This is a genomic window from Kitasatospora sp. NPDC051984, from assembly GCF_044593455.1.
GTDB lineage: Bacteria > Actinomycetota > Actinomycetes > Streptomycetales > Streptomycetaceae > Kitasatospora.
In genome coordinates, this window is sequence record NZ_JBIUCB010000005.1 from 219,645 (window position 1) to 238,840 (window position 19,196).

Here is a 19,196-nt window from a genome sequence, read left to right on the forward strand (position 1 = left end):
CGCGGGCTGTTCGCCGGGCGGTGGGTCCGTCAGGCGTCGCGCAGCAGGCAGGTCAGGCGGCAGCTGCTGATGCGCTTTCCGGCGGCGTCGGTGATGGCGACCTCGTAGGTGGCGGCGGTGCGGCCGCGGAAGACGGCGGTCGCGATGCCGGTGACGTGGCCGTCGGTGGCGGGGCGGTGATGGGTGGCGTTGAGGTCGACGCCGACCGCGTAGCGGTTGGGCCCGGCGTGCAGGGCCGCGCCGATCGACCCGAGCGACTCCGCGAGGGCGGCGGAGGCGCCGCCGTGCAGCAGGCCGTACGGCTGCTGGTTGCCGTCGACCGGCATGGTGCCCACGACCCGGTCCGGAGTGGCTTCGAGGATGCGGATGCCCATCCGTTCGGCGAGGCGGCCGAGCGGGATGCGGTCGGGGTGGGCGCCGAACTCGGCGACATGGTCCGTGAGTTCGGCGGGAAGGTCCTGGAGCGGGTCGAGCGGGGTTGCCTGGTTGGTCATGGTGTTCCTGTCCTGCGGGGTGGCCGCGTTCAGCCTGGTGGCGGCGGCTCGAGCAATTGCTTCAGGACTGTAGCTACAGATGTGAAGCTTTCACAAGATAGGCTGGCGCCATGGTTCGACCGCCCACGCCCGCGAAGCGCCCCTACGCCCCGCGGATGGCCCCCGCCGAGCGGCGGGAGCAACTCCTGGACACGGCACTGGAGATCATCAACCGCGACGGCGTGGCAGCCGTCTCGGTCGATGCCGTCGCCAAGGCCGCCGGGGTCACCCGGCCGGTGGTCTACGGGCAGTTCACCGACGCGGACCACCTGCTGCGCGCCCTGCTCGAACGCGAAGGGGAGCGGGCCCAGGCCCAGATCGCGGCCACGCTGCCGCGCGACCTGAACGGAGCGGACCCCGTCGAGGTCTTCACCGGCGTCGCCCGCGGCTACTACGACGCGGTGGTCACCGCCCCGAGCCGCTGGCGCGCGATCCTGCTCCCGGTGGACGGCTCACCGCCCGCCGTGCGCAGGTACAAGGAACGCAGCGACGCGCTGGTCCGGGAGCAGTTCGCCCACGCCGTCCGCTGGTTCCTCCGCGACGCCGACGACGCCGACACCGCCGACGTCGCCGATCTCGACATCGAACTGCTGATCCGGGTGCTGCTGGCGGCACTTGAGGAAGGCGGCCGGCTCGTGCTCAACGCCCCCGACGAGTACCCGCCCGAGCGCCTCACCGCGATGGCCCGGTTCCTGGTCGAGACCTTCCTGCACCGCTACCCGTACACGGCGCGCTGAGCCGGCGTCGATCCGGCGTCGTCCTGGTGGGGGAGTCGAGCCGCATCGACCTGATGGCGTAGCACCGGCCACTCGTTGGTGCACTCCGCAGGGCCGTCCCGGCTGCCCGTACCGCCGAGCGGCGCGGGCCTGGCCGATGATCACAGGCACCGCCCTCGCCCCCTGGAGGCCCCGATGCCAGCCAGCAGCCCGCCCAGGCGCATCCTCGTCGTCTGCCTCGGCAACTACTGCCGGAGCCCGTTCGCCGCCCGGGTGCTCACGGACCTCGGTGGCGGGGCGCTGGAGGTGCGCTCCGCCGGACTGATCGGCAGGTGGCAGGAGGCGCACCCCGAGATGGTCGCCGTGGCGGGCGTCCTCGGCTACGACCTGACCGTCCACCACCCCACCCGCGTCACGGCGGAAATGATCGAATGGGCCGACCTGGTCCTCGCCATGGACCACGCCGTGTTGGACCGGCTCTACGCCCTGGTCGACCCCGACAGCACCACCGAGATGCGCCTCTACCTCGACCACGACCGCGACGTCCCCGACCCGATGGGCCGCTCCGCCGTCGAGTTCGTCTACTGCGCCCTGCTGATCGAGGCGGGCGCGGCCATCCATCTGCCCTGACGGGCCGTCAATGCCGGGGGTGCGCTAGGTGTACTGACCACGGAGGTTGGTGACAGGGGTCACGGCGTGGTGGTCTTGAAATGAGTGAGGGCCTTCTGGCTCGGTGTGGATTGCGACATCTACCCCGGCGCCAGAAAGGCCCTCATGCCACACCGTAACGCACCCCTGACCGAGACCGGACGCCTGCGCCTGGCCCGCTGCGTGGTCGAGGACGGCTGGCCGCTGCGGCGGGCCGCCGAACGCTTCCAGGTCTCACCGACCACCGCCAAGCGCTGGGCCGACCGCTACCGCGCCCTCGGCGAGGCCGGCATGGAAGACCGCTCCAGCCGGCCGCACCACAGCCCGCGCCGGACCCCGACCCGCACCGAACGACGGATCATCAAGGTCCGCGTCCTGCGCCGCTGGGGACCCGCCCGCATCGCCTACCTCCTCGGACTCAACCCCGCCACCGTCCACCGCGTGCTGACCCGCTACCGGCTCGCCCGCCTCGCCCACCTCGACCGCGCAACCGGCCGGGTGATACGCCGCTACGAGCACTGCGCGCCAGGCGAGTTGGTCCACGTCGACATCAAGAAACTCGGCAACATCCCCGACGGCGGCGGACACAAGACCCTGGGCCGCGAAGCCGGCCGCAAGACCCGCTCCGGCGCCGGCTACAGCTACCTGCACAACGCCGTCGACGACCACTCCCGCCTCGCCTACAGCGAGATCCTGCCCGACGAACGCAAGGAGACCGCCACCGCGTTCTGGACCCGCGCGAACGAGTACTTCACCCGGGCCGGGATCACCGTCCGGCGCGTACTGACCGACAACGGCGCCTGCTACCGCTCCCGGACCTGGCGCGACGCCCTGGCCCAGGCCGGGATCACCCACAAGCGAACCCGGCCCTACCGGCCGCAGACCAACGGCAAGGTCGAACGCTTCAACCGCACCCTGCTCGACGAATGGGCCTACGCCAGGCCCTACCGCACCGAACAGGAACGACGCGACGCCTACCCCACCTGGCTCCACACCTACAATCACCACCGCGGACACACCGCACTCGCAGGCAAACCACCCGCCAGCCGCGTCCCCAACCTCACAGGACAGAACAGCTAGGTTTCCCCTGCACTTTCGTCGAACGATCACCGGGGGGTGGGTCGGCACGTGATCTACAACATTTTCGTGACGGGGTCGCTGGGCGCGGAACGGCTGAAGCCGGCGCTGGCCGAACAGTTCTCCGTGTCGCCCGAGAACGTCGACGTGGCGCACTCCGACGAGTGGGAGGTGCGCGACTGGGAAGCGCAGGTGATCTGCGAGTTCCGCCCGACGAGCGGCGACACCTGCCTGATGCTCGACATCTCGGTGGTCGACAGCGTTCAGGGCCGGCCCACCGAGCCCGAGTTCGCGATCCTCCTCGCCGCGCGCCTTCAGCTGCCCGTCCTGTTCCCCGACCCGTGCATCGATCCGAGTGCGTACTGGGTCGCGGACCCGCTGGGAAAGACGGCGCGTGCGCGCCTGTACGCACCCGACGAGGAGGACGGGGACTACGTCATCGATGCCGTCGATGCGCCGGTTTCGGGCCTGCCGGGCATTCCCGTGAAGAATTTCGAGGAAGCGGTCTGAAGGTTCCGGCCGGAGAGGCACCGCCGTCCGGTCGAAATCCCCTGGGACGTGGAACAAGCCGGGTGAGCCTGGTCAGCCGAACTTCGGCGCGAGGTGCGCGGACAGGGCGCGCAGGAAGTCCGGGGCGTCGAAGACCGCGCCCGCGGAGGCGACGCCGGTGGTCCGGGTGCGGCCGGTGAGGATGCGGTCGACGGCCTCCACCGCGAGTGGTGCGGTGACGGCGTAGATGTCCTGGCCGGCGGCGGACGCGCGGCGTTCGGTGTCGCCGGAGCGGACCAGGACGTCGACGACGAAGGTCTGGGCGGAGCGGCCGCGTTCGTCGACGGCGGTCGGGGCCGGGGCGTCGGGGGCGGACAGGTCGGCGGCCGCGTTGGTGGTCATGTAGGTGCGCACCTCCGGGACGGCCAGGTGGCTGGGGACGGTGACGACGTCGGCCATGGTGAACTCGCCGAGGACGCGCTGCGGGCCGAGCGGGGCCGGGAAGGGCCAGTCGAGGGTCGGCAGGGCGTCGTCGTGGTGCTCCAACTGCCCACCGGTGAAGCGGAGTCGGCGGCCGCCCCGGCGCTGCCCGGAGACCGCGCCGGCGGCGAGCGTGCCGGCGGTGGGGTGCCAGCTGCTCAGGCCGTAGGCGATGTGGGCCTCGTCCGCCGCCGTCCAGTCGCCCATCGCGGCCGTCACCAGCAGGTCGCCGAGGCCGCCGTAGAAGGCCATCGCCGGGACCACCACGGTGCCGGCTGCGCGGGCGCGTTCCGCGAACTGGGCGAAGGTGTCGAGGTTGGCCTCGATCTCGGCCGCCACGTCGACGTACGGGATCCCGGCCCGCAGTGCCGCCTCGATCAGCGGGGCGGCGGTGGTGGCGAACGGTCCGGCGCAGTTGATCACGGCGGCGGCGCCGCGCAGGGCGCGGTCGAGCGCGGCCGGGTCGTCGACCGAGGCCTGCCGTGCTTCGAAGCCCGGCCCGGCCGGCTCCGCCAGCTTGTCCCGGTCGCGGCCGACGAGCAGCGGGAGGTACCCGCGCTCGTGCAACTCCGCGACCACGAACCGTCCGGTGTGCCCGTAGGCCCCGTACACCGCCACCACGTTCCGGCTCGACACCATCCGTCTGCTCCCGCGTGCTCGAAGTGAACTGCCAGGAAGATCCTGTCCGTTCGGGGATCCGGCGCCCAGTGTCCGGAACGACACGACCCGTACAATTTCCGACATGACCCCTGCCGCCGCGCGCTCCGTCGCGATCGCCGCCACCGACGGCATGCTGCACTTCGAACTCGCCCTGGCCCAGGAGGTGTTCGGCTCGCGCCCGGACGCGGTGCCGGGGCCCTGGTACGAGGTCAGGGTGTGCGGCACGCGGGCCGTCCGGGTCGGCCGGTTCCTGCTGGAGCCGGACTGCGGGCTCGAACGGCTGGCGGACGCCGGGACGGTGATCGTTCCCGCGCTGGCGGACGTCGACCGGGAGCCGCCGGCCGACCTGGTCGAGGCGGTACGCGCGGCCCACGCGGCGGGGGCGCGGGTGGTGTCGCTGTGCACCGGCGTGTTCGCGCTCGCCGCCGCCGGGCTGCTGGACGGGCTGCGCGCGACCACGCACTGGGCGCACACCGAGGAACTGGCCAGGCGCCACCCCCGGGTGGAGGTCGACCCGGACGTGCTCTACGTCGACAACGGCCAGGTGCTCACGTCCGCCGGCAAGGCCGCGGCGATGGACCTGTGCCTGCACCTGGTCCGCCGCGACCACGGCTCGGCGATCGCCAACGTGGTCGCCCGGCGCCTGGTCGTGCCGCCCCACCGGGCAGGCGGCCAGGCCCAGTTCGTCACCACGCCGGTGCCCGTGCAGGACGACCATCCGCTGGCCGAACTGCTCCCGTGGGTGATGCGGCGGCTGGACGAGCCGCTCACCGTCGAGGACCTGGCCCGCCGGGTGAACCTGAGCTCGCGCCACCTGGCCCGGTACTTCCGCTCGGTGACCGGAACCACCCCGCTGCAGTGGCTGCTGACGCAGCGGATCCGGCGTGCGCAGGAACTGCTGGAGACCACGGACGACAGTGTCGACACCATCGCCGCGGCCTCGGGCCTGGGCACCTCGACCACGCTGCGCCGCCACTTCCACCGCACGATCGGGGTGCCGCCGGACACCTACCGCCGCACCTTCCGGGCGTGACTACGCGGGGCGGGCGACCGACAGCAGGACGTCCACCAGCCGCTCCGCCGCGTCCGGGCGGCCGTGCTCGCGCGCCCGCGCCGCCATCGCGGCCCGCCGTGCGTCGTCCTCCAGCAGCGGGCCGAGTGCCGAGCGGAGGTCGTCCGGCGTGACCGTTCCGAGCAGGGCGACGGCCGCGCCCGCCTGCTCCAAGTGGGCGGCGTTGTGGGCCTGTTCGTTGCCCGCGGCCGAGGCCAGCGGGACGAAGACGGCCGCCTTGCCCAGCGCCGTCAGCTCCGCGAGGGTGCCCGCGCCGCTGCGGCTGACCACCACGTCCGCCAGCGCCAGCACGTCCGGCAGTTCGGCGCCCATGAAGCCCGTCAGGTAGTAGCGGCCCATCAGGTGGGCCGGCAGCCGCGCCGCCCGGGCGTTCAGGTCGGCCTCGTTCGCCGGGCCGCACTGGTGGACCACGTTCGCGCGCTCCAGCAGCCACGGCAGGACGCCGGACACCAGGTCGTTGATCTGCGCCGAGCCCTGCGCGCCGCCCGTCACGTACACCGTCGGCAGCGAACGGTCGAAGCCGTACAGGCCGAGCGCCGCCACCGCCTTGTCCGGGTGGCCGGTCAGCACCGCCGGGCGGACCGGGTTGCCCGTCACCACGGCGGTGCTGCGGGCGGCTTCCGGCAGCAGGGGCAGCGTCGACTCCGAGGAGACCGCGACCCGGGTCGCCGCCCGGGCCAGCACCTTGTTCGCCAGGCCCAGCCGCACCGTCTGCTCGTGCACCACCAGCGGGGCCCGGCACGAACGGGCCGCCAGACCGACCGGCACCGCCACGTACCCGCCCGTCGCCAGCACCACGTCCGGCTGGAACTTCCGGATCAGCGACCGGGCCTGGACCGCGCCCCACGGCACCCGGAGCATGTCCCGCACGTTCGCCGGGGACAGCAGCTTCAGCGGATTGCTCGACCGCCGCACCTTGCCCGTGGCGACCGGCTCGAACGGAATCCCCTCCGCCGGCGCGATCCGCGCCTCCAGGCCCTTCGCGGTGCCCACCCAGAGCACGTCCACGCCGCGACGCTCCGCCGCCAGCCGCTGCTGCAACGCCCGCACCGCCGTCAGCGCCGGGTAGGTGTGCCCGCCGGTCCCGCCGCCCGTCACCACCAGCCTGAGCGCCCTCTGTTCGCCGGCCATCCGCGTCCTCCTCCAGATCGTTCTGTGCTGCTGTGGTCCAGGGTGCACGCTTACCTGGCGGGCCGTCACATTCCGTGGCGCAACGGTGGAGAGGGTGGGGAACGGGTGCGCGAGGCGTACGTGGATCGTGAGGTGGCGGCGGCCGTCGCGGCCCGGGGCGGGGTGCCCGCGCCGCTGACGCCGGACCGGCTGCGGGAGTGGCAGCGGGCCGACGCGACGGCCCGACCGCGGCCCGGGCTGCGGGAGTTGACGGACGGGGGACGGTTCTCGGTGGGCGTCGGGGACGGGGTGGTGTGGGCGCGGCCGGCGGAGGCCCGTGGGCGGCTGCCGGTGCTGCACTACCTGCACGGGGGCGGGCTGATCGGCGGCAACGCGTACGCCGTACTGCCGCGCGTGCTACGGGAGTTGGCGGAACCGTTGGGGCTCGCGGTGGTGTCCGTCGAATACCCGCTCGCACCGGACGCCACCTACCCGCAGCCGCTGCACGCCTGCCGGGAGGCGCTGCGCTGGACGGTCGCCAACGCCGACGCGCTGGGGATCGACCCGTCGCGGGTGGTCCTCGCCGGCAAGAGCGCCGGGGGCGGCCTCGCCGCCGCGCTCGCCCTGCTGCTGCGGGACGAGGGCGGGCCGGTGACGCTCGGCCAACTGCTGCTCAGCCCGATGCTCGACGACCGCGGCGACACCGCGTCCGCCCGGCAGTTGGCCGGCCACGACACCTGGGACGCCACCTCCAACGCCACCGCCTGGCAGGCCGCCCTTGGCGCGCGGTTCGGCACGCCCGACGTCCCGCCGTACGCGGCGCCCGCCCGCGCCACCTCACTGGCGGGCCTGCCGCCCGCGTACCTGGAGGTCGGCTCGGCGGAGACCTTCCGCGACGAGGTGGTGGCCTACGCCAACGGCCTGTGGCAGCAGGGCGGCAACGCCGAACTCCACGTCTGGCCGGGCGCCTGCCACGGCTTCGACACCCTCGCCCCGGACGCACCCATCAGCCGCACGGCGGCCGCGGCTCGGCGCGGGTGGCTGCGGCGGCTGCTGATGGAGTGACGCGGGCGTCGGACGTCAGGTGGGTGGCTGGTGTGCTCGGTCCTCTCGGTCCGCTCGGTCCGCTCGCAGGATTCACGAGACGTGGATCCGCGCCTCATGAGGTTCTTCTCGCGAGATGGCGGGCAGCACCACTGCGGTGTCGTCGCGATCAAGGGGCCCGGTGGCCGGCTCAGCAACCGCTTGGGTGATCAGCGTGGCCGATCGTCGGTCAGAGTGTGCCGCCGAGCCCACGCGCCAATCGCGTCGGCGATGGCCTGGGGTTGGTCCTCGGGGGCGTGGTGGCCGGCCGGTCCGCAGTGCCGGGTTTCCAGCGCGGCAATGTTCTCCGCGCACCAGTCGGCCATCTCTTTGCCGATCAGCAGGGTGGGCGAGGAGTCGAAGGTGAGCAGCAACTTGGGGACCTCGTCGCTGTCGGCCAGCCACTCGACATACTGCTCGACCCGTTCGGCGACATCGGTCGGCTGCCCGTCCAGCGGTAGCGAGCGTGCCCACTCCAGCACCGGGCGGCGGCTTTCCCGAGTGGGGTACGGCGCCCGGTAGGGCTGCATGTCCGCCTCGCTGACCGGGTTCAGCACGCCTCCGGTGAAGGCCGACTCCAGGAAGACGTTTTGGTCCAGCACCAGCGTCTCGCCCTGGGGTCCGCGCATGGCCTGGGCGCGCGAGCGCGGTCCGTCGCCCAGCTCGTTCCAGGACATCGGCCGAACAATGGTTTCGAAGAAGGCCATGCCGCGGATCCGATCGGGGTGGCGAGTTGCCCAGTCGAAGGCGAGTGCGCCGCCCCAGTCGTGGCCGACGAGCACCACCCCGTCCAGGCCCAGCTGGTCGAACCAGGCGTCCAGGTAGCGGGCGTGGTCGGCGAACCGGTACGGCACGTTGGGCTTGCCGGAGCGGCCCATGCCGATCAAGTCCGGGGCGAGCAGGCGGGCGGGCAGGTCGATTTCGGGCAGCACCTTGCGCCACAGGTGGGACGAGCTGGGGTTGCCGTGCAGAAAGACGAAGGGGGTGCCGCTGCCCGCCTCCTCGTAGAACATCGTCGAGTCCAGTACGTCCGCCACCGGCATGACGTCCTCCTATTGGTTCGTCACACTAACGTTCCCTCGCCGGGCAGAGTATTTTGTTAGTGTGACTAGCGCAAGGGATATGGGCATGGGCAACTACCCGCCCGACACGGCTCGTTCGGCCGACCGGCAGGCCACTGCCGCGCGGCTGTGGAATCTGCGGACCCGGCTCCTGTCGCTGGCCGCGATCCAGTCGGATCGTCTGGTGAACGAGAAGCTGGTGCGGGAGGGCGCCCGCAAGTGGCATTTCGCGGTACTCGCCACACTGGACGAGTTCGGACCCGCAAGCCAGGCAGAACTGGTCTCCCGCACCAGGATCTACCGCAGTGACATGGTCGCGGTCATCAACGAGCTGGCCGATCGCGGACTGGTGGAACGCTCGCCCAACCCCGCCGACCGCCGCCAGAACGTCATTACCCTCACCCGGCAGGGCCGCCGCCAACTGCTGACGCTGGACAAACTGCTGACCGAAGCGGAGAACGAGGTGCTCGCGCCACTGACGCCTCAGGAGCGCGAGCAGTTGGCCCGACTCCTCGCTGTCCTTGTGCACCACCACGGCCAGGACATGTGAACAGGCCGCGCGCCCTCGGCGCGGTGTGGCGGTGCATCCCGGTCGGCCGGGCGGTGGTGGGTCAGCCCGGGATGTCGGTGCGGGTCCAGTTGGTGGAGGTCCAGCCGGTGGCGGTGCGGGAGAAGCGCAGGCGGAGGTGATCGCGGTCCGGGCCGGCCTGCCAGAACTCGGCGGTGACGGCGTGCAGGGCGTAGCAGCGGAGGGTGGGGGAGGGGGTGGTGCAGGCCGGGGCGGGGTGGACCGGGCCGCGGAGGCGGACCTGGCGGCCGGGGTGGGGCCAGTAGACGGTGAGGGCGGCGTCCGGGTGGGCGGCGAGTTGGCGGGCCTTCGGGGAGTCGGGCTCGGTCCAGAAGTGCCAGGCGCCGGCGGCCGGGTCGATGTCGCGCAGGACGAGCACCCGGGCGTCCGGGCGGGCCTCGGCGTCGACCGTGGAGAGCGTCATCACCTGCGCGTCCGGGACGCCCGCCGCGAGGGCGTCCAGCAGCCAGGCGGTGAACAGGGCGGTCGGATCGGCAGGGGTGGCCGGGTCCGGCGCCGGGTAGGTGGTGGCCGCGAGGACCGGATGGGCGATCAGGGCCCGGACCAGCGGGCCGGGTTCGGTGCGGTCGGTCAAGGCGTCTCCCGGGGTGGCTTCGGGTCACCCTATCGAGCGCTTATTAGACTCAATGTTGATAAGAACTGCCGAACCTCTTGTCGGGCCCGCTACCCGCGAGTAGTTTGCCCCTGTGCCCACGGGTCCACCGGGACTCCCCGGAGGCCGGCCCGCCGCTCCGTCAGCCCCCCAGTCGCAGGTACAGGAGGCACCCCCATGCCGCGCCCCACCCCCTCCCGCAGCCTTCGGCCCGGGCAGCCCGCGTCCGTGCACGACAACCTCGTCCTCGAACCCCGCGACGTCCACTTCGACTGGTCGCAGCTCCCCCTGCACTGGATCCCCGACGAGCCGATGGCCACCCACACCATCAACGTGCTGCACCTGCTGCTCCCCGAGGGCGAACGGTGGTTCGTCAAGGTGTTCAAGGAGGCGCTGCCGCTGATCCGCGACGACCAACTGCGGGAGGAGGTCCTCGGGTTCATCGGCCAGGAGGCGATACACGCCGAGGCCCACCAGGAAGTCCTCGACCACCTGCTCGGGCAGGGTCTCGACCCGCGACCGTACGTCCGCCAGATCAGCTGGCTGTTCCGCCGCGTCCTCGGCGACAAGCCCGGACTGAACGCGCGCCAGCGCCGCGAGAACATCATCGAACGGGTCGCCTTCATCGCCGCGATCGAACACTTCACCGCGTTCCTCGGCAACTGGGCCCTCAACTCGCCCGGCCTCGACCGCGCCAAGGCCGACCCCACCATGGTCGACCTGCTGCGCTGGCACGGCGCGGAGGAAGTCGAACACCGCAGCGTCGCCTACGACTTGATGCGCCACCTCGACCCGGGATATCTCAGGCGCATCCGCGGCATGGCCGTCTCCGGCCCGCTGCTGGTGCACCTGTGGATCCGGGGCGCGCGCTTCATGCTCGCCGCCGACCCGTCGCTGGACGGGAGGGTGGTGCCGACCTGGCGGGAGGCCCGGAAAGCCGCGAGGCGGGGACTGCTCCCCGAACCGGCCCGGTTCGTGCGGTCGGCGCTGCGGTACTTCAGCCCCGGGTACCACCCCACGAACGAGGGCAGCTCTTCGCAGGCGCTCGCTTATCTGGCCAAGTCGCCTGCGGCAAGGGCTGCGGCCGCTCATTAGCTTGCCGCGTACGAGGGGGCGCGAAAGCAGGTGGGCGCGAGAACAGGGGCGCGGGGAACTGCGCGACAAGCGCGAACGCAACGGTCAGGTCGCGTTCACGTGCAAGTCATTGTCCTGCGTCGCGATCTTGCGGTTGGGTGCCTTCCGCTTCGCGCAGTTCCCCGCGCCCCTGGTTTCGCGCCCATCTGCTCTCGCGCCCTGTTGGCACTTCCCAGAGCCCTCATTCACGAACTCGGAGTCGTACCCCCATGGATCTCGAAACCCCGCCGCCCGACCTGTACGGCCGTCCCCGGGCCGACCGGATGTTTGCCCGGCTGACCGCGTTCGGTGATTGGTACAGTCCGGTGCTCGGGCGACCGGGGTTGCGTCGGAACCCCCGGCGGGGGGAGTCGCGGGGGGTGCCGCCGTTGTCGTTGGTGGTGACCTCGCATCAGGTGATCGCCGACGACGTGGTCGAGTTGCGGCTGGCCGACCCCTCGGGCGGGATGCTGCCGGAGTGGCAGCCGGGTGCGCGGGTGCTGGTGACGTTGCCCTCGGGGCGGGAGCGGCACTACTCCCTGTGCGGGGATCCGGCAGATCGGCACGGGTACCGGGTCGCGGTGCGGCGGATCGCCGATGGTGGTGGCGGGTCGGTGGAGGTGCACGACGAGGTGCATGTGGGGATGCGGTTGCGGGTGCGGCGGCCCCGGAACGGGTTCGCGTTCTGTGGGGAGCCGCAGGTGCTGTTCCTGGCCGGCGGGATCGGGATCACGCCGCTGCTGCCGATGGCACGGGCGGCCCAACACGCGGGTATCAACTGGAAGTTGATCCACACCGGCCGCACGGCCGACGCGCTGCCGTTCTCTGCCGAGCTGAAGGCGCTCGACCCGCGCCGGGTGGAGCTGAGGACCGACGACGTGCACGGAGTGCCGGACGCGGCCGAGTTGCTGTCGCACGCGCCGCGGGGCGCCGCGGTGTACGTGTGCGGCCCGGCGCCGATGCTGAGCGCGGTGCAGCGGGCGCTCGACGCTTCGCCCGCGGCGTCGCTGCACTTCGAGCGGTTCGGCGCCGCGCCGATCGTGGACGGGCGGCCGTTCACGATCCGGCTGGGGGAGGGCGGGGAGCCGGTGACCGTCCCGGCGGACCGTTCCGCGCTGGACGTGGCAAGGGAGTTGAAGCCGGACCTGGCGTACTCCTGCAAGCAGGGTTTCTGCGGGACGTGCGTGCTGAAGGTGGCGTCCGGGACGCCCGAGCACCGCGACCGCAGGCTGACCGAGGAGCAGCGGGCCGAGGGCCTGATGCTGCCGTGCGTGTCCCGAGCCGCCGAGGGCGAGACCCTCGTGCTGGAGGTGTGAGCGTTGAAGCAGCGCGGACAGATGCCCCGATTCCCGTTTGACGAGCGGGACTTGGCGAAGTTCCGGGAAGTGCAGCAGCTGGCGTACCACTGCGCGGAGCAGGTCGCGGCGTGGATGGAGCCCGGCGTCACCGAGCGCCAGGCGACCGCGAAGCTGCGGCGCAGCCTGGTGCAGGCCGGGGTGCAGGACTTCTTCCACGTGCCGTTCGCCTGGTTCGGCGACCGGACCGCGTTCCGGCACTTCCACACCCCGCTCCAATTCTTCGCCGGCTCACGGGTGTTGAAGGAGGGCATGCCGTACGTGCTGGACTGCGCGCCGGTGGTGGACGGCTACACGGCCGACATCGGGTACGGCGGCAAGGTCGGCGAGAACCCGGTGTGGGACCGGCTTGCGCAGGACCTGCGGGTGTACCGGGAGTTGATCCTGCGCGAGGTGAAGGCGCGAAAGACGCTCGACCAGGTGTACGCGGCGGTGGACGCGCAGATCGCCGAGCACGGCTACGACAACCGGCACCAGGTGTACCCGGGGCGGGTGATCGGCCACCAGGTGACCAGGATGACCGCCCGCGGCCCGGCCGGGGTGAACCTGTTCGGGTTCGGCGTGCGGACGCTCCAGACCCTCGGACGGGAACTGGTGAAGGAACGCCTGGAGGGCCGTTCCCCGCTGTGGGCCGGCGGCAAGGCGTCCCGGCACGCGCCGACGCCCGGACTGTGGGCGGTGGAACCGCACATCGGATTCCGCGAGGTGGGCATCAAGTTCGAGGAACTCCTCGTGGTCACCGACGAGGACGCGTACTGGCTCGACGACGACCTGCCGCACGTGCGGCGCTGGGCACTCCAGGAGGGCACCGTATGACCGGCCGCAGCACCGAGATCCGTCGCCGCACCGTCGACTCCGGCGGGCTGAAGCTCGCCGTGTACGAGCAGGGCGACCCGGCGCACCCCACCGTGCTGATGGTGCACGGCTACCCGGACGACCACAGCGTCTGGGACGACGTGGCCGCCGACCTGGCCGCCGACCACCACGTGGTGCGCTACGACACCCGCGGCGCCGGCGCGTCCGGCGTGCCGGCCGGGCGGGAGGACTACCGGCTGGAGCTGCTCGGGCAGGACCTGTTCGCCGTCGCCGACGCCGTCAGCCCCGACCGGCCGGTGCACGTGGTCGCGCACGACTGGGGCAGCGTGCAGTCCTGGGAGGCGGTCACCGCCCCCGGCTCGTACCGGCGGATCGCCAGCTACACCACCATGTCCGGCCCGTGCCTGGACCACATGGGCCACTGGATCCGGCACCGGCTGCGCCGCCCGACACCCCGGCACCTCTCCCAACTGCTGCGCCAGGGCCTGCACTCCTGGTACATCGGCCTGTTCCACCTGCCGGTGGTCGCGCCCGCCGCGTGGAAGCTCGGCCTGGCCCGGCTGTGGCCCCGGGTGCTGAAGGACCTGGAGGCCGTCCGCCCCCGGCCCGGCCACCCGCAGCGGACCCTCGCCAAGGACGCCGTGCACGGCATCGAGCTGTACCGGGCCAACATGCGCCCCTCGGTCGCCCGGCCGCGCGAACGCCACACCGAGGTACCCGTCCAGCTGATCACCCTGCAACGCGACCGCTACGTCTCGGAGTTCCTCTCCGAGGGCCTGGAGCAGTGGGTGCCCCGGCTGACCCGCCGCACCCTGAACGCCACCCACTGGTCGGCGCTGCTGGAGAAGGGCCCACAGGTCGCGGCGCTGGTCCGCGAGTTCGCCGCCCGCGACCATGGCGCGCTGCGCCAGGAGCCGTCCGAGGGCGGCGAGTTGGTGGTCGTCACCGGCGGCGGCAGCGGAATCGGCCGGGCCACCGCGCTGGCCTTCGCCGACCAGGGCGCCCGGGTGGTGGTCTGCGACCGCGACCTGCCCGCCGCGCAGCGCACCGCCGAACTGTGCGCACTGTCCGGCGTCAAGTCCGGCGCGTACCAGGTGGACGTGAGCGACGGCGCGGCCGTGGACGCGTTCGCCAAGCAGGTCGCCGCCGACTTCGGGGTGCCCGACGTGGTGGTCAACAACGCGGGCATCGGCCACTCCGGGACGTTCCTGGAGACCACCGAGGAGGAGTGGCGGCGCGTCCTCGACGTCAACCTGTGGGGCGTCATCCACGGCTGCCGCGCCTTCGGACAGCTGATGGTCGACCAGGGACAGGGCGGGCACATCGTCAACCTGGCCTCCGCCGCCGCCTACCTGCCGTCCAAGGTGCTTGCCGCGTACGCGACTTCGAAGTCGGCGGTGTACATGCTCTCCGACTGCCTACGGGCCGAACTCGCCCCGCACCGGATCGGCGTCTCCACCATCTGCCCCGGCATCGTCAACACCAACATCACCCGCACCACCACCTTCTCCGGCCTCGGCGAGGACGAACAGGCCGCCAAGCAGGCCCGGGTGTCCAAGATGTACGCCCGCCGGGGCTTCCCGCCGGAGAAGGTCGCCGCCGAGATCGTCCGCGCCGTCCGCACCCGCAAGGCCGTCGTCCCCGTCACGATCGAGGCCAAGGCCGCCCGGCTGCTCGGCCGGCTCAGCCCCGGACTGCTCAGGAAGGCGGCCCGGATCAACGCCGGGTGAGGACGCGGCAGTTGGCGGGCGCCGCGCGGCCGGTGGGGGAACCGGCCGCGCCGCGCCCGCCTGCGCGGGGAAAACCGGCTTGGCCGCGCCCGCGTCATGGCGCGAGACTGCCGTCCATGGACACACCCGAAACCCGAGCCCTGCGGCACGTCGCCGCCCTCAGCAGCGGCGACCCGCTGCCCGCCGGGATCGACGTCACGCTCAACTTCCACCCCGACCGCGAGTTCGACGGAGTGCCGATCCTCGAGTCGCTCGCCCGGGACGGCGTGTACCGCTCCCAGTTCTCCACCGGCACCAGCAACGGCGGCCTCACCGCCCACCCCGGCGGCGACCGCTGGACGTGGGAGAGCCGGATCTTCGGCGGCGCCTATGACGAAGCCCCCGCCGAGCGCCGCCCCGTCTACGGCGCGCTCAACCACCTCCGCAGCCCCTACGGCGGCGCACCCCGCTTCGGCTCCGCGCACTTCCGCCTCGCACCCGACACGCTGAACCGGGCCACCTTCTGCTACCCCGACAGCGTCTTCGAACCCGAACACTTCGGCACCGCCGACGCGATGGCCCTGATCGCCCTGGCGGAGGCCGACGAACAGGACCTGCTGGACGCCTACGTCGAAGCCCAACTGCACGGCACCGTACGGATACTGGATCACCTCGACGCGCTCGTCCTGGACCCCTGCTACCGGGGCACCGCCGTCGAGACCGCCGCCCGCGCGCTGCCCTGCCGCCTCGAATGGCATCCCGGCCACCGGCTGCTCGCGCACGAGTTGGAGCAGTACGAGGACTACCGGGGCCCGCACATCACCGCCCTCGGCGCGAAGATCGCCCACGACGGCGTGCTCGACCCCGCCGTCATCGGCGCCGCCGTCCGCAGCGGGCAGCACGACCCGCAGGAACTCAAGAAGGTATGGCACTGCCTGGCCCGATTCGGCCGGCCCGTAGGCTGACAGTCCATGGATCTGACCCTGATGGCCGCGCCCCTCGCCTCCTTCGCCCTGGTCGTGGGCCTGCTCACCCTCACCCCCGGCCTCGACACCGCCCTCATCCTGCGCACCGCCGCCCTCGGCCGGCGCCGGCAGGCCTGGGGCGTCGTCCTCGGCATCCAGACCGGCACGATGATCTGGGGCACCGCCTCCGCCGCCGGCCTCAGCGTGCTGCTCACCGCCTCCCGCGCCGCGTACGAGACGCTGCGCTGGGCCGGCGTCTGCTACCTGCTCTGGATGGGCGTGCAGATGTTCCGCAACCGCCACCAGGAGGCCCTTCCGGAATCCGAGGAGGGCGACAACCCCGGTGGCTGGTGGGCGGGTTGGCGGCGCGGCACGCTCACCAACCTGCTCAACCCGAAGGTCGGCGTGTTCTACGTCGCCGTGCTGCCCCCGTTCATCCCCGCCGGGGTCGCGCACCTGCCCGCCGGTGTCCTGCTCACCTCCGTGCACGTGATCGAGGGCACCCTGTGGTCCGCCGTCCTGATCGGCTTCGCCCACACCCTGCGCAACTGGCTGCGCCGCCCCGCCGCCCGCCGGATGCTCGACCGGGTCACCGGCACCGCCGTCCTCGGCTTCGGCGTCAAGCTCGCGCTCAGCGACTGAGGCCGTCGGGTTCCGCCACGGCGGCGGCGAGCCGGTTCGCCGCCGCCGCCACCGCGGCCCGCAGTTCCGGGCCGCCGAGCACCCGGAAGTCGAACGGGACGGCGGCCAGCCACTCCTGGGCGTACATCGCCGCGTTGCGGGTGCTGCCGCGCAGCACGCAGCGCTCGCCCGCCGCCTCCAGCCGACCCATCGGCGCGTTGATCCACGGCGCGACCCGGTCGAGCGGGGCGTCGAACAGCACGTGCGTCGGGAAGGCCCAGCCCGAGCCGAGATGCTCCTCCAGCAGCGCCACCGGGTCGAGGTCGTCCGGCATCCGGAACCCCGTCGTGGTCTCCTCGGCCGCCAGCACCCGGTCGATCCGGTAGGTGCGCGTCGCGCCCGCCCGGTGCGAATGGCACAGCAGGTACCAGCGGGTCCGGCGCGCCACCACCGCCCACGGATCCACCTCCGCCCGCCACTCGTTGCCCGCCCCGCTCCGGTACGTGATCACCGCGCGCCGCCGCGCCGCCACCGCCTCCACCAGCGTGTTCACCACCGCCGGATCCGGGTACACCGCCCACGGATCCGGCGCCGCCGCCGCATGCTCGCGCAGCGCCGCCGCCTGCCGCCCGACCTCCTCCGGCAGCACCCGCACCACCTTGTCCAGCGCCGCCCCCACCGGATCGCCCGGCTCACCGGCCGCCGGACGCCCGTCCAGCACCGCCATCACCAGCCCCAACGCCTCCGCCTGGGTGAACGCCACCGGCGCCAGCCGCGTCCCCCGCCGCAAGCGGTACCCGCCGTACGGTCCACGCTCCGACTCCACCGGGATCCCCGCCTCCCGCAGGATCGCCACATAGCGCCGCGCCGCCCGGTCCGTCACCCCGAGCTTCTCCGCCAACTCCTCCGCCGTGGTCCCCGGCCGGGCCCGCAGGATCTCCAGGGTGCGCAGCGCGCGGGCGGTGGGGCTCGTTCCTGTCGGCATGTCCGCCAGCCTAGGCCGACCGCGCCGACAATCAGGAAGTGGATCGTCCTGAACCGCACCTAGCCTTTGGATCACATCCCCTCGACTTCGGGAGCTCACCATGGACATCCTGCTCATCGGCGGCCTCTGGCTGGACGGCACCGCCTGGCATGCCGTCACCCCCGCCCTCCGCGAACTCGGCCACCAGCCCCGGCCGTTGACCCTTCCGGCCACGGTTTCCACCACCCTGGACGAGCAACTCGCCGCCGTCCTCGCCGCAGTGGACGCCGCCTCCGGACCGGTCATGGTGGTCGCCCACTCCGCCAACTGCAACCTCGGCTGGCTGGCCGCCGACGCCCGGCCCGAGCGGATCGCCTCACTCGTCATGGTCGGCGGCTTCCCGCAGGCGGACGGCCAGCTCTACGCCGACCTCTTCGAAATCCGCGACGGCGTCATGCCGTTCCCCGGCTGGGCACCCTTCGAAGGCCCCGACGCCGCCGACATCGACGAGAGCCTGCGGCAGCAGATCGCCGCCAACGCCATCCCCGTCCCCGAAGGCGTCGCCCGCGCCCTCGTCCACCTGACCGACCCCCGCCGCTACGACGTCCCGATCACCATGGTCAGCCCCGAATACACCCCCGACCAGGTCCGCGCCTGGATCGCCGCAGGCCAGGCCCCCGAACTCGCCGCCGCCAAGCACGTCGAGATCCTCGACTTCGACTCCGGCCACTGGCCCATGTTCACCAAGCCCACCGAACTCGCCCACCTCCTCGCCGACCTGACCTGACGCCGCTCACAGCCAACGCCCGGCGGCCTCCACGCTGTCGCTCACACCGGTGTTGAACGCGATCGCCGCACCCGGCGCATGCCGCCGCACCAGATTCACCACCTGCTCGAACAGCGACAGCAACGCCTCCGCCTTCCGAATCCCACCCCCGATGGAGCTCGCCCTGTGGCCTGCGCCACATGGTCTGCCAGGTGTGCACGGACCGAGTGGCGTGGGTGCGTGGTGGGGACAGCCGGGGCGGGGTGCGTTTCTAGGGTGGGGGCTTCAAGTTCGAGTGGTTCAGAGGGAGTTCACGTGTTCACACGCATTGTTCTGGCCGTCGACGACAGCGACGCCCGGGTGCGCGCCGTTGCCACGGTTGCCGATCTCGCGGGGCGCTTCGGGGCGAGCGTCCATGTGTTGCACCTCGCGCCGACGGTGGTGGTGGGGACGAGTCTGGTGACGCTGGAGGACAACGAGGAGGCCCGGCGGGTGCTGGACGAGTCGGTGCGGGTGTTGCGGGAGGCGGGGGTGGAGGTCGACGGCGAGCTGGTGGACGGGATGCGGGGGCAGGTGCCGGAGGTGATCTCCGACGCGGTGAAGCGGGTGGGGGCCGACCTGGTGGTGCTCAGTCCGCACCACCGGGGGATCGTCGCGTCCTGGTTCAACCCGAGTGTCTCGGACGCGGTCGGCCATGCCTCGCACGTGCCGGTCCTGTTGGTGCCGGACGCCGCCTGACGGCGTCCGGGGTGCCGGGGCCTGCCCGCGCGGAATCGG

Annotated in this window: 21 protein-coding genes; 15 read left to right on the forward strand and 6 right to left on the reverse strand. The window is 72.4% G+C overall.

The window, feature by feature from the left end:
- Positions 1-29: 29 nt before the first annotated feature.
- Positions 30-494, reverse strand: a complete 465-nt coding sequence (locus ACIHEI_RS12495) for a PaaI family thioesterase (RefSeq protein ID WP_392944392.1) — start codon at positions 492-494, stop codon at positions 30-32.
- Between the two features lie 110 nt (positions 495-604).
- Between ACIHEI_RS12495 and ACIHEI_RS12500 the strand changes: the two genes are divergently transcribed.
- The 4 genes from ACIHEI_RS12500 (at position 605) to ACIHEI_RS12515 (ending at position 3,484) form a co-directional block, all read left to right on the forward strand.
- On the forward strand, positions 605-1,270 hold the full coding sequence (locus ACIHEI_RS12500) for a TetR/AcrR family transcriptional regulator (protein WP_396606588.1): 666 nt from the start codon (positions 605-607) through the stop codon (positions 1,268-1,270).
- 174 nt (positions 1,271-1,444) lie between these two features.
- The gene (locus ACIHEI_RS12505; RefSeq protein ID WP_396606589.1) at positions 1,445-1,879 is read left to right on the forward strand and encodes a low molecular weight phosphotyrosine protein phosphatase; all 435 of its coding nucleotides are present in this window, start codon (positions 1,445-1,447) and stop codon (positions 1,877-1,879) included.
- A gap of 144 nt (positions 1,880-2,023) precedes the next feature.
- Complete coding sequence (locus tag ACIHEI_RS12510; protein WP_396606590.1) at positions 2,024-2,977, forward strand: IS481 family transposase; 954 nt, start codon at positions 2,024-2,026, stop codon at positions 2,975-2,977.
- 48 nt (positions 2,978-3,025) lie between these two features.
- A complete protein-coding gene (locus ACIHEI_RS12515; RefSeq protein WP_396606591.1) occupies positions 3,026-3,484 on the forward strand; it encodes a hypothetical protein in 459 nt (152 codons plus the stop codon).
- A gap of 72 nt (positions 3,485-3,556) precedes the next feature.
- Here the strand turns inward: ACIHEI_RS12515 and ACIHEI_RS12520 are convergent, their stop codons facing one another.
- Positions 3,557-4,582, reverse strand: a complete 1,026-nt coding sequence (locus tag ACIHEI_RS12520; RefSeq protein WP_396606592.1) for a saccharopine dehydrogenase family protein — start codon at positions 4,580-4,582, stop codon at positions 3,557-3,559.
- 103 nt (positions 4,583-4,685) lie between these two features.
- Between ACIHEI_RS12520 and ACIHEI_RS12525 the strand changes: the two genes are divergently transcribed.
- Positions 4,686-5,636 carry a GlxA family transcriptional regulator gene (locus ACIHEI_RS12525; RefSeq protein WP_396606593.1) on the forward strand — a complete coding sequence of 317 codons (951 nt, stop codon included), beginning with the start codon at positions 4,686-4,688 and terminating at the stop codon, positions 5,634-5,636.
- On the opposite strand, the gene murG is transcribed toward ACIHEI_RS12525, so the two are convergent.
- Positions 5,637-6,806 carry an undecaprenyldiphospho-muramoylpentapeptide beta-N-acetylglucosaminyltransferase gene (murG, locus tag ACIHEI_RS12530; RefSeq protein WP_396606594.1) on the reverse strand — a complete coding sequence of 390 codons (1,170 nt, stop codon included), beginning with the start codon at positions 6,804-6,806 and terminating at the stop codon, positions 5,637-5,639. It abuts the gene before it with no gap.
- 105 nt (positions 6,807-6,911) lie between these two features.
- Here murG and ACIHEI_RS12535 point away from each other — a divergent pair, with 105 nt between their 5' ends.
- Positions 6,912-7,850: an alpha/beta hydrolase gene (locus ACIHEI_RS12535; RefSeq protein ID WP_396606595.1), complete on the forward strand. Its 939-nt coding sequence runs from the start codon at positions 6,912-6,914 to the stop codon at positions 7,848-7,850.
- Positions 7,851-8,038: 188 nt separating this feature from the next.
- Here the strand turns inward: ACIHEI_RS12535 and ACIHEI_RS12540 are convergent, their stop codons facing one another.
- Positions 8,039-8,911 carry a haloalkane dehalogenase gene (locus ACIHEI_RS12540; protein ID WP_396606596.1) on the reverse strand — a complete coding sequence of 291 codons (873 nt, stop codon included), beginning with the start codon at positions 8,909-8,911 and terminating at the stop codon, positions 8,039-8,041.
- A gap of 79 nt (positions 8,912-8,990) precedes the next feature.
- On the opposite strand from ACIHEI_RS12540, the gene ACIHEI_RS12545 reads away from it, so the two are divergent.
- A complete protein-coding gene (locus ACIHEI_RS12545; RefSeq protein ID WP_396606597.1) occupies positions 8,991-9,479 on the forward strand; it encodes a MarR family winged helix-turn-helix transcriptional regulator in 489 nt (162 codons plus the stop codon).
- 61 nt (positions 9,480-9,540) lie between these two features.
- On the opposite strand, the gene ACIHEI_RS12550 is transcribed toward ACIHEI_RS12545, so the two are convergent.
- The gene (locus ACIHEI_RS12550) at positions 9,541-10,092 is read right to left on the reverse strand and encodes a pyridoxamine 5'-phosphate oxidase family protein (RefSeq protein ID WP_396606598.1); all 552 of its coding nucleotides are present in this window, start codon (positions 10,090-10,092) and stop codon (positions 9,541-9,543) included.
- Positions 10,093-10,287: 195 nt separating this feature from the next.
- On the opposite strand from ACIHEI_RS12550, the gene ACIHEI_RS12555 reads away from it, so the two are divergent.
- The 6 genes from ACIHEI_RS12555 to ACIHEI_RS12580 all read left to right on the forward strand — a co-directional run bounded on the left by ACIHEI_RS12555 (position 10,288) and on the right by ACIHEI_RS12580 (position 16,710).
- On the forward strand, positions 10,288-11,205 hold the full coding sequence (locus ACIHEI_RS12555; RefSeq protein ID WP_396606599.1) for a metal-dependent hydrolase: 918 nt from the start codon (positions 10,288-10,290) through the stop codon (positions 11,203-11,205).
- Between the two features lie 416 nt (positions 11,206-11,621).
- Positions 11,622-12,539 carry a PDR/VanB family oxidoreductase gene (locus ACIHEI_RS12560; RefSeq protein WP_396606754.1) on the forward strand — a complete coding sequence of 306 codons (918 nt, stop codon included), beginning with the start codon at positions 11,622-11,624 and terminating at the stop codon, positions 12,537-12,539.
- A gap of 21 nt (positions 12,540-12,560) precedes the next feature.
- Positions 12,561-13,394: a M24 family metallopeptidase gene (locus tag ACIHEI_RS12565; protein ID WP_392944366.1), complete on the forward strand. Its 834-nt coding sequence runs from the start codon at positions 12,561-12,563 to the stop codon at positions 13,392-13,394.
- The gene (locus ACIHEI_RS12570) at positions 13,391-15,124 is read left to right on the forward strand and encodes an SDR family oxidoreductase (RefSeq protein ID WP_396606600.1); all 1,734 of its coding nucleotides are present in this window, start codon (positions 13,391-13,393) and stop codon (positions 15,122-15,124) included. The genes ACIHEI_RS12565 and ACIHEI_RS12570 overlap by 4 nt, the downstream gene beginning before the upstream one ends.
- 116 nt (positions 15,125-15,240) lie before the next feature.
- Positions 15,241-16,068 (forward strand): DUF3626 domain-containing protein, encoded by an 828-nt coding sequence (locus ACIHEI_RS12575; protein ID WP_396606601.1) that lies wholly within the window; start codon positions 15,241-15,243, stop codon positions 16,066-16,068.
- Positions 16,069-16,074: 6 nt separating this feature from the next.
- Positions 16,075-16,710, forward strand: a complete 636-nt coding sequence (locus ACIHEI_RS12580) for a LysE family translocator (RefSeq protein ID WP_396606602.1) — start codon at positions 16,075-16,077, stop codon at positions 16,708-16,710.
- On the opposite strand, the gene ACIHEI_RS12585 is transcribed toward ACIHEI_RS12580, so the two are convergent.
- A complete protein-coding gene (locus ACIHEI_RS12585; RefSeq protein WP_396606603.1) occupies positions 16,700-17,674 on the reverse strand; it encodes a helix-turn-helix transcriptional regulator in 975 nt (324 codons plus the stop codon). The genes ACIHEI_RS12580 and ACIHEI_RS12585 overlap by 11 nt on opposite strands.
- A gap of 100 nt (positions 17,675-17,774) precedes the next feature.
- Between ACIHEI_RS12585 and ACIHEI_RS12590 the strand changes: the two genes are divergently transcribed.
- Positions 17,775-18,440 carry an alpha/beta fold hydrolase gene (locus ACIHEI_RS12590; protein WP_396606604.1) on the forward strand — a complete coding sequence of 222 codons (666 nt, stop codon included), beginning with the start codon at positions 17,775-17,777 and terminating at the stop codon, positions 18,438-18,440.
- 294 nt (positions 18,441-18,734) lie between these two features.
- Complete coding sequence (locus tag ACIHEI_RS12595) at positions 18,735-19,157, forward strand: universal stress protein (RefSeq protein WP_387634531.1); 423 nt, start codon at positions 18,735-18,737, stop codon at positions 19,155-19,157.
- Positions 19,158-19,196: the final 39 nt, after the last annotated feature.

Bases quoted from the DNA above. Each gene is read 5' to 3' on its own strand.
- ACIHEI_RS12495 (WP_392944392.1), bottom strand. From the start codon at position 494: ATGACCAACCAGGCAACCCCGCTCGACCCGCTCCAGGACCTTCCCGCC.
- ACIHEI_RS12500 (WP_396606588.1), top strand. From the start codon at position 605: ATGGTTCGACCGCCCACGCCCGCGAAGCGCCCCTACGCCCCGCGGATG.
- ACIHEI_RS12505 (WP_396606589.1), top strand. From the start codon at position 1,445: ATGCCAGCCAGCAGCCCGCCCAGGCGCATCCTCGTCGTCTGCCTCGGC.
- ACIHEI_RS12510 (WP_396606590.1), top strand. From the start codon at position 2,024: ATGCCACACCGTAACGCACCCCTGACCGAGACCGGACGCCTGCGCCTG.
- ACIHEI_RS12520 (WP_396606592.1), bottom strand. From the start codon at position 4,582: ATGGTGTCGAGCCGGAACGTGGTGGCGGTGTACGGGGCCTACGGGCAC.
- ACIHEI_RS12525 (WP_396606593.1), top strand. From the start codon at position 4,686: ATGACCCCTGCCGCCGCGCGCTCCGTCGCGATCGCCGCCACCGACGGC.
- murG (WP_396606594.1), bottom strand. From the start codon at position 6,806: ATGGCCGGCGAACAGAGGGCGCTCAGGCTGGTGGTGACGGGCGGCGGG.
- ACIHEI_RS12540 (WP_396606596.1), bottom strand. From the start codon at position 8,911: ATGCCGGTGGCGGACGTACTGGACTCGACGATGTTCTACGAGGAGGCG.
- ACIHEI_RS12545 (WP_396606597.1), top strand. From the start codon at position 8,991: ATGGGCATGGGCAACTACCCGCCCGACACGGCTCGTTCGGCCGACCGG.
- ACIHEI_RS12555 (WP_396606599.1), top strand. From the start codon at position 10,288: ATGCCGCGCCCCACCCCCTCCCGCAGCCTTCGGCCCGGGCAGCCCGCG.
- ACIHEI_RS12565 (WP_392944366.1), top strand. From the start codon at position 12,561: ATGCCCCGATTCCCGTTTGACGAGCGGGACTTGGCGAAGTTCCGGGAA.
- ACIHEI_RS12570 (WP_396606600.1), top strand. From the start codon at position 13,391: ATGACCGGCCGCAGCACCGAGATCCGTCGCCGCACCGTCGACTCCGGC.
- ACIHEI_RS12575 (WP_396606601.1), top strand. From the start codon at position 15,241: ATGGACACACCCGAAACCCGAGCCCTGCGGCACGTCGCCGCCCTCAGC.
- ACIHEI_RS12580 (WP_396606602.1), top strand. From the start codon at position 16,075: ATGGATCTGACCCTGATGGCCGCGCCCCTCGCCTCCTTCGCCCTGGTC.
- ACIHEI_RS12585 (WP_396606603.1), bottom strand. From the start codon at position 17,674: ATGCCGACAGGAACGAGCCCCACCGCCCGCGCGCTGCGCACCCTGGAG.
- ACIHEI_RS12590 (WP_396606604.1), top strand. From the start codon at position 17,775: ATGGACATCCTGCTCATCGGCGGCCTCTGGCTGGACGGCACCGCCTGG.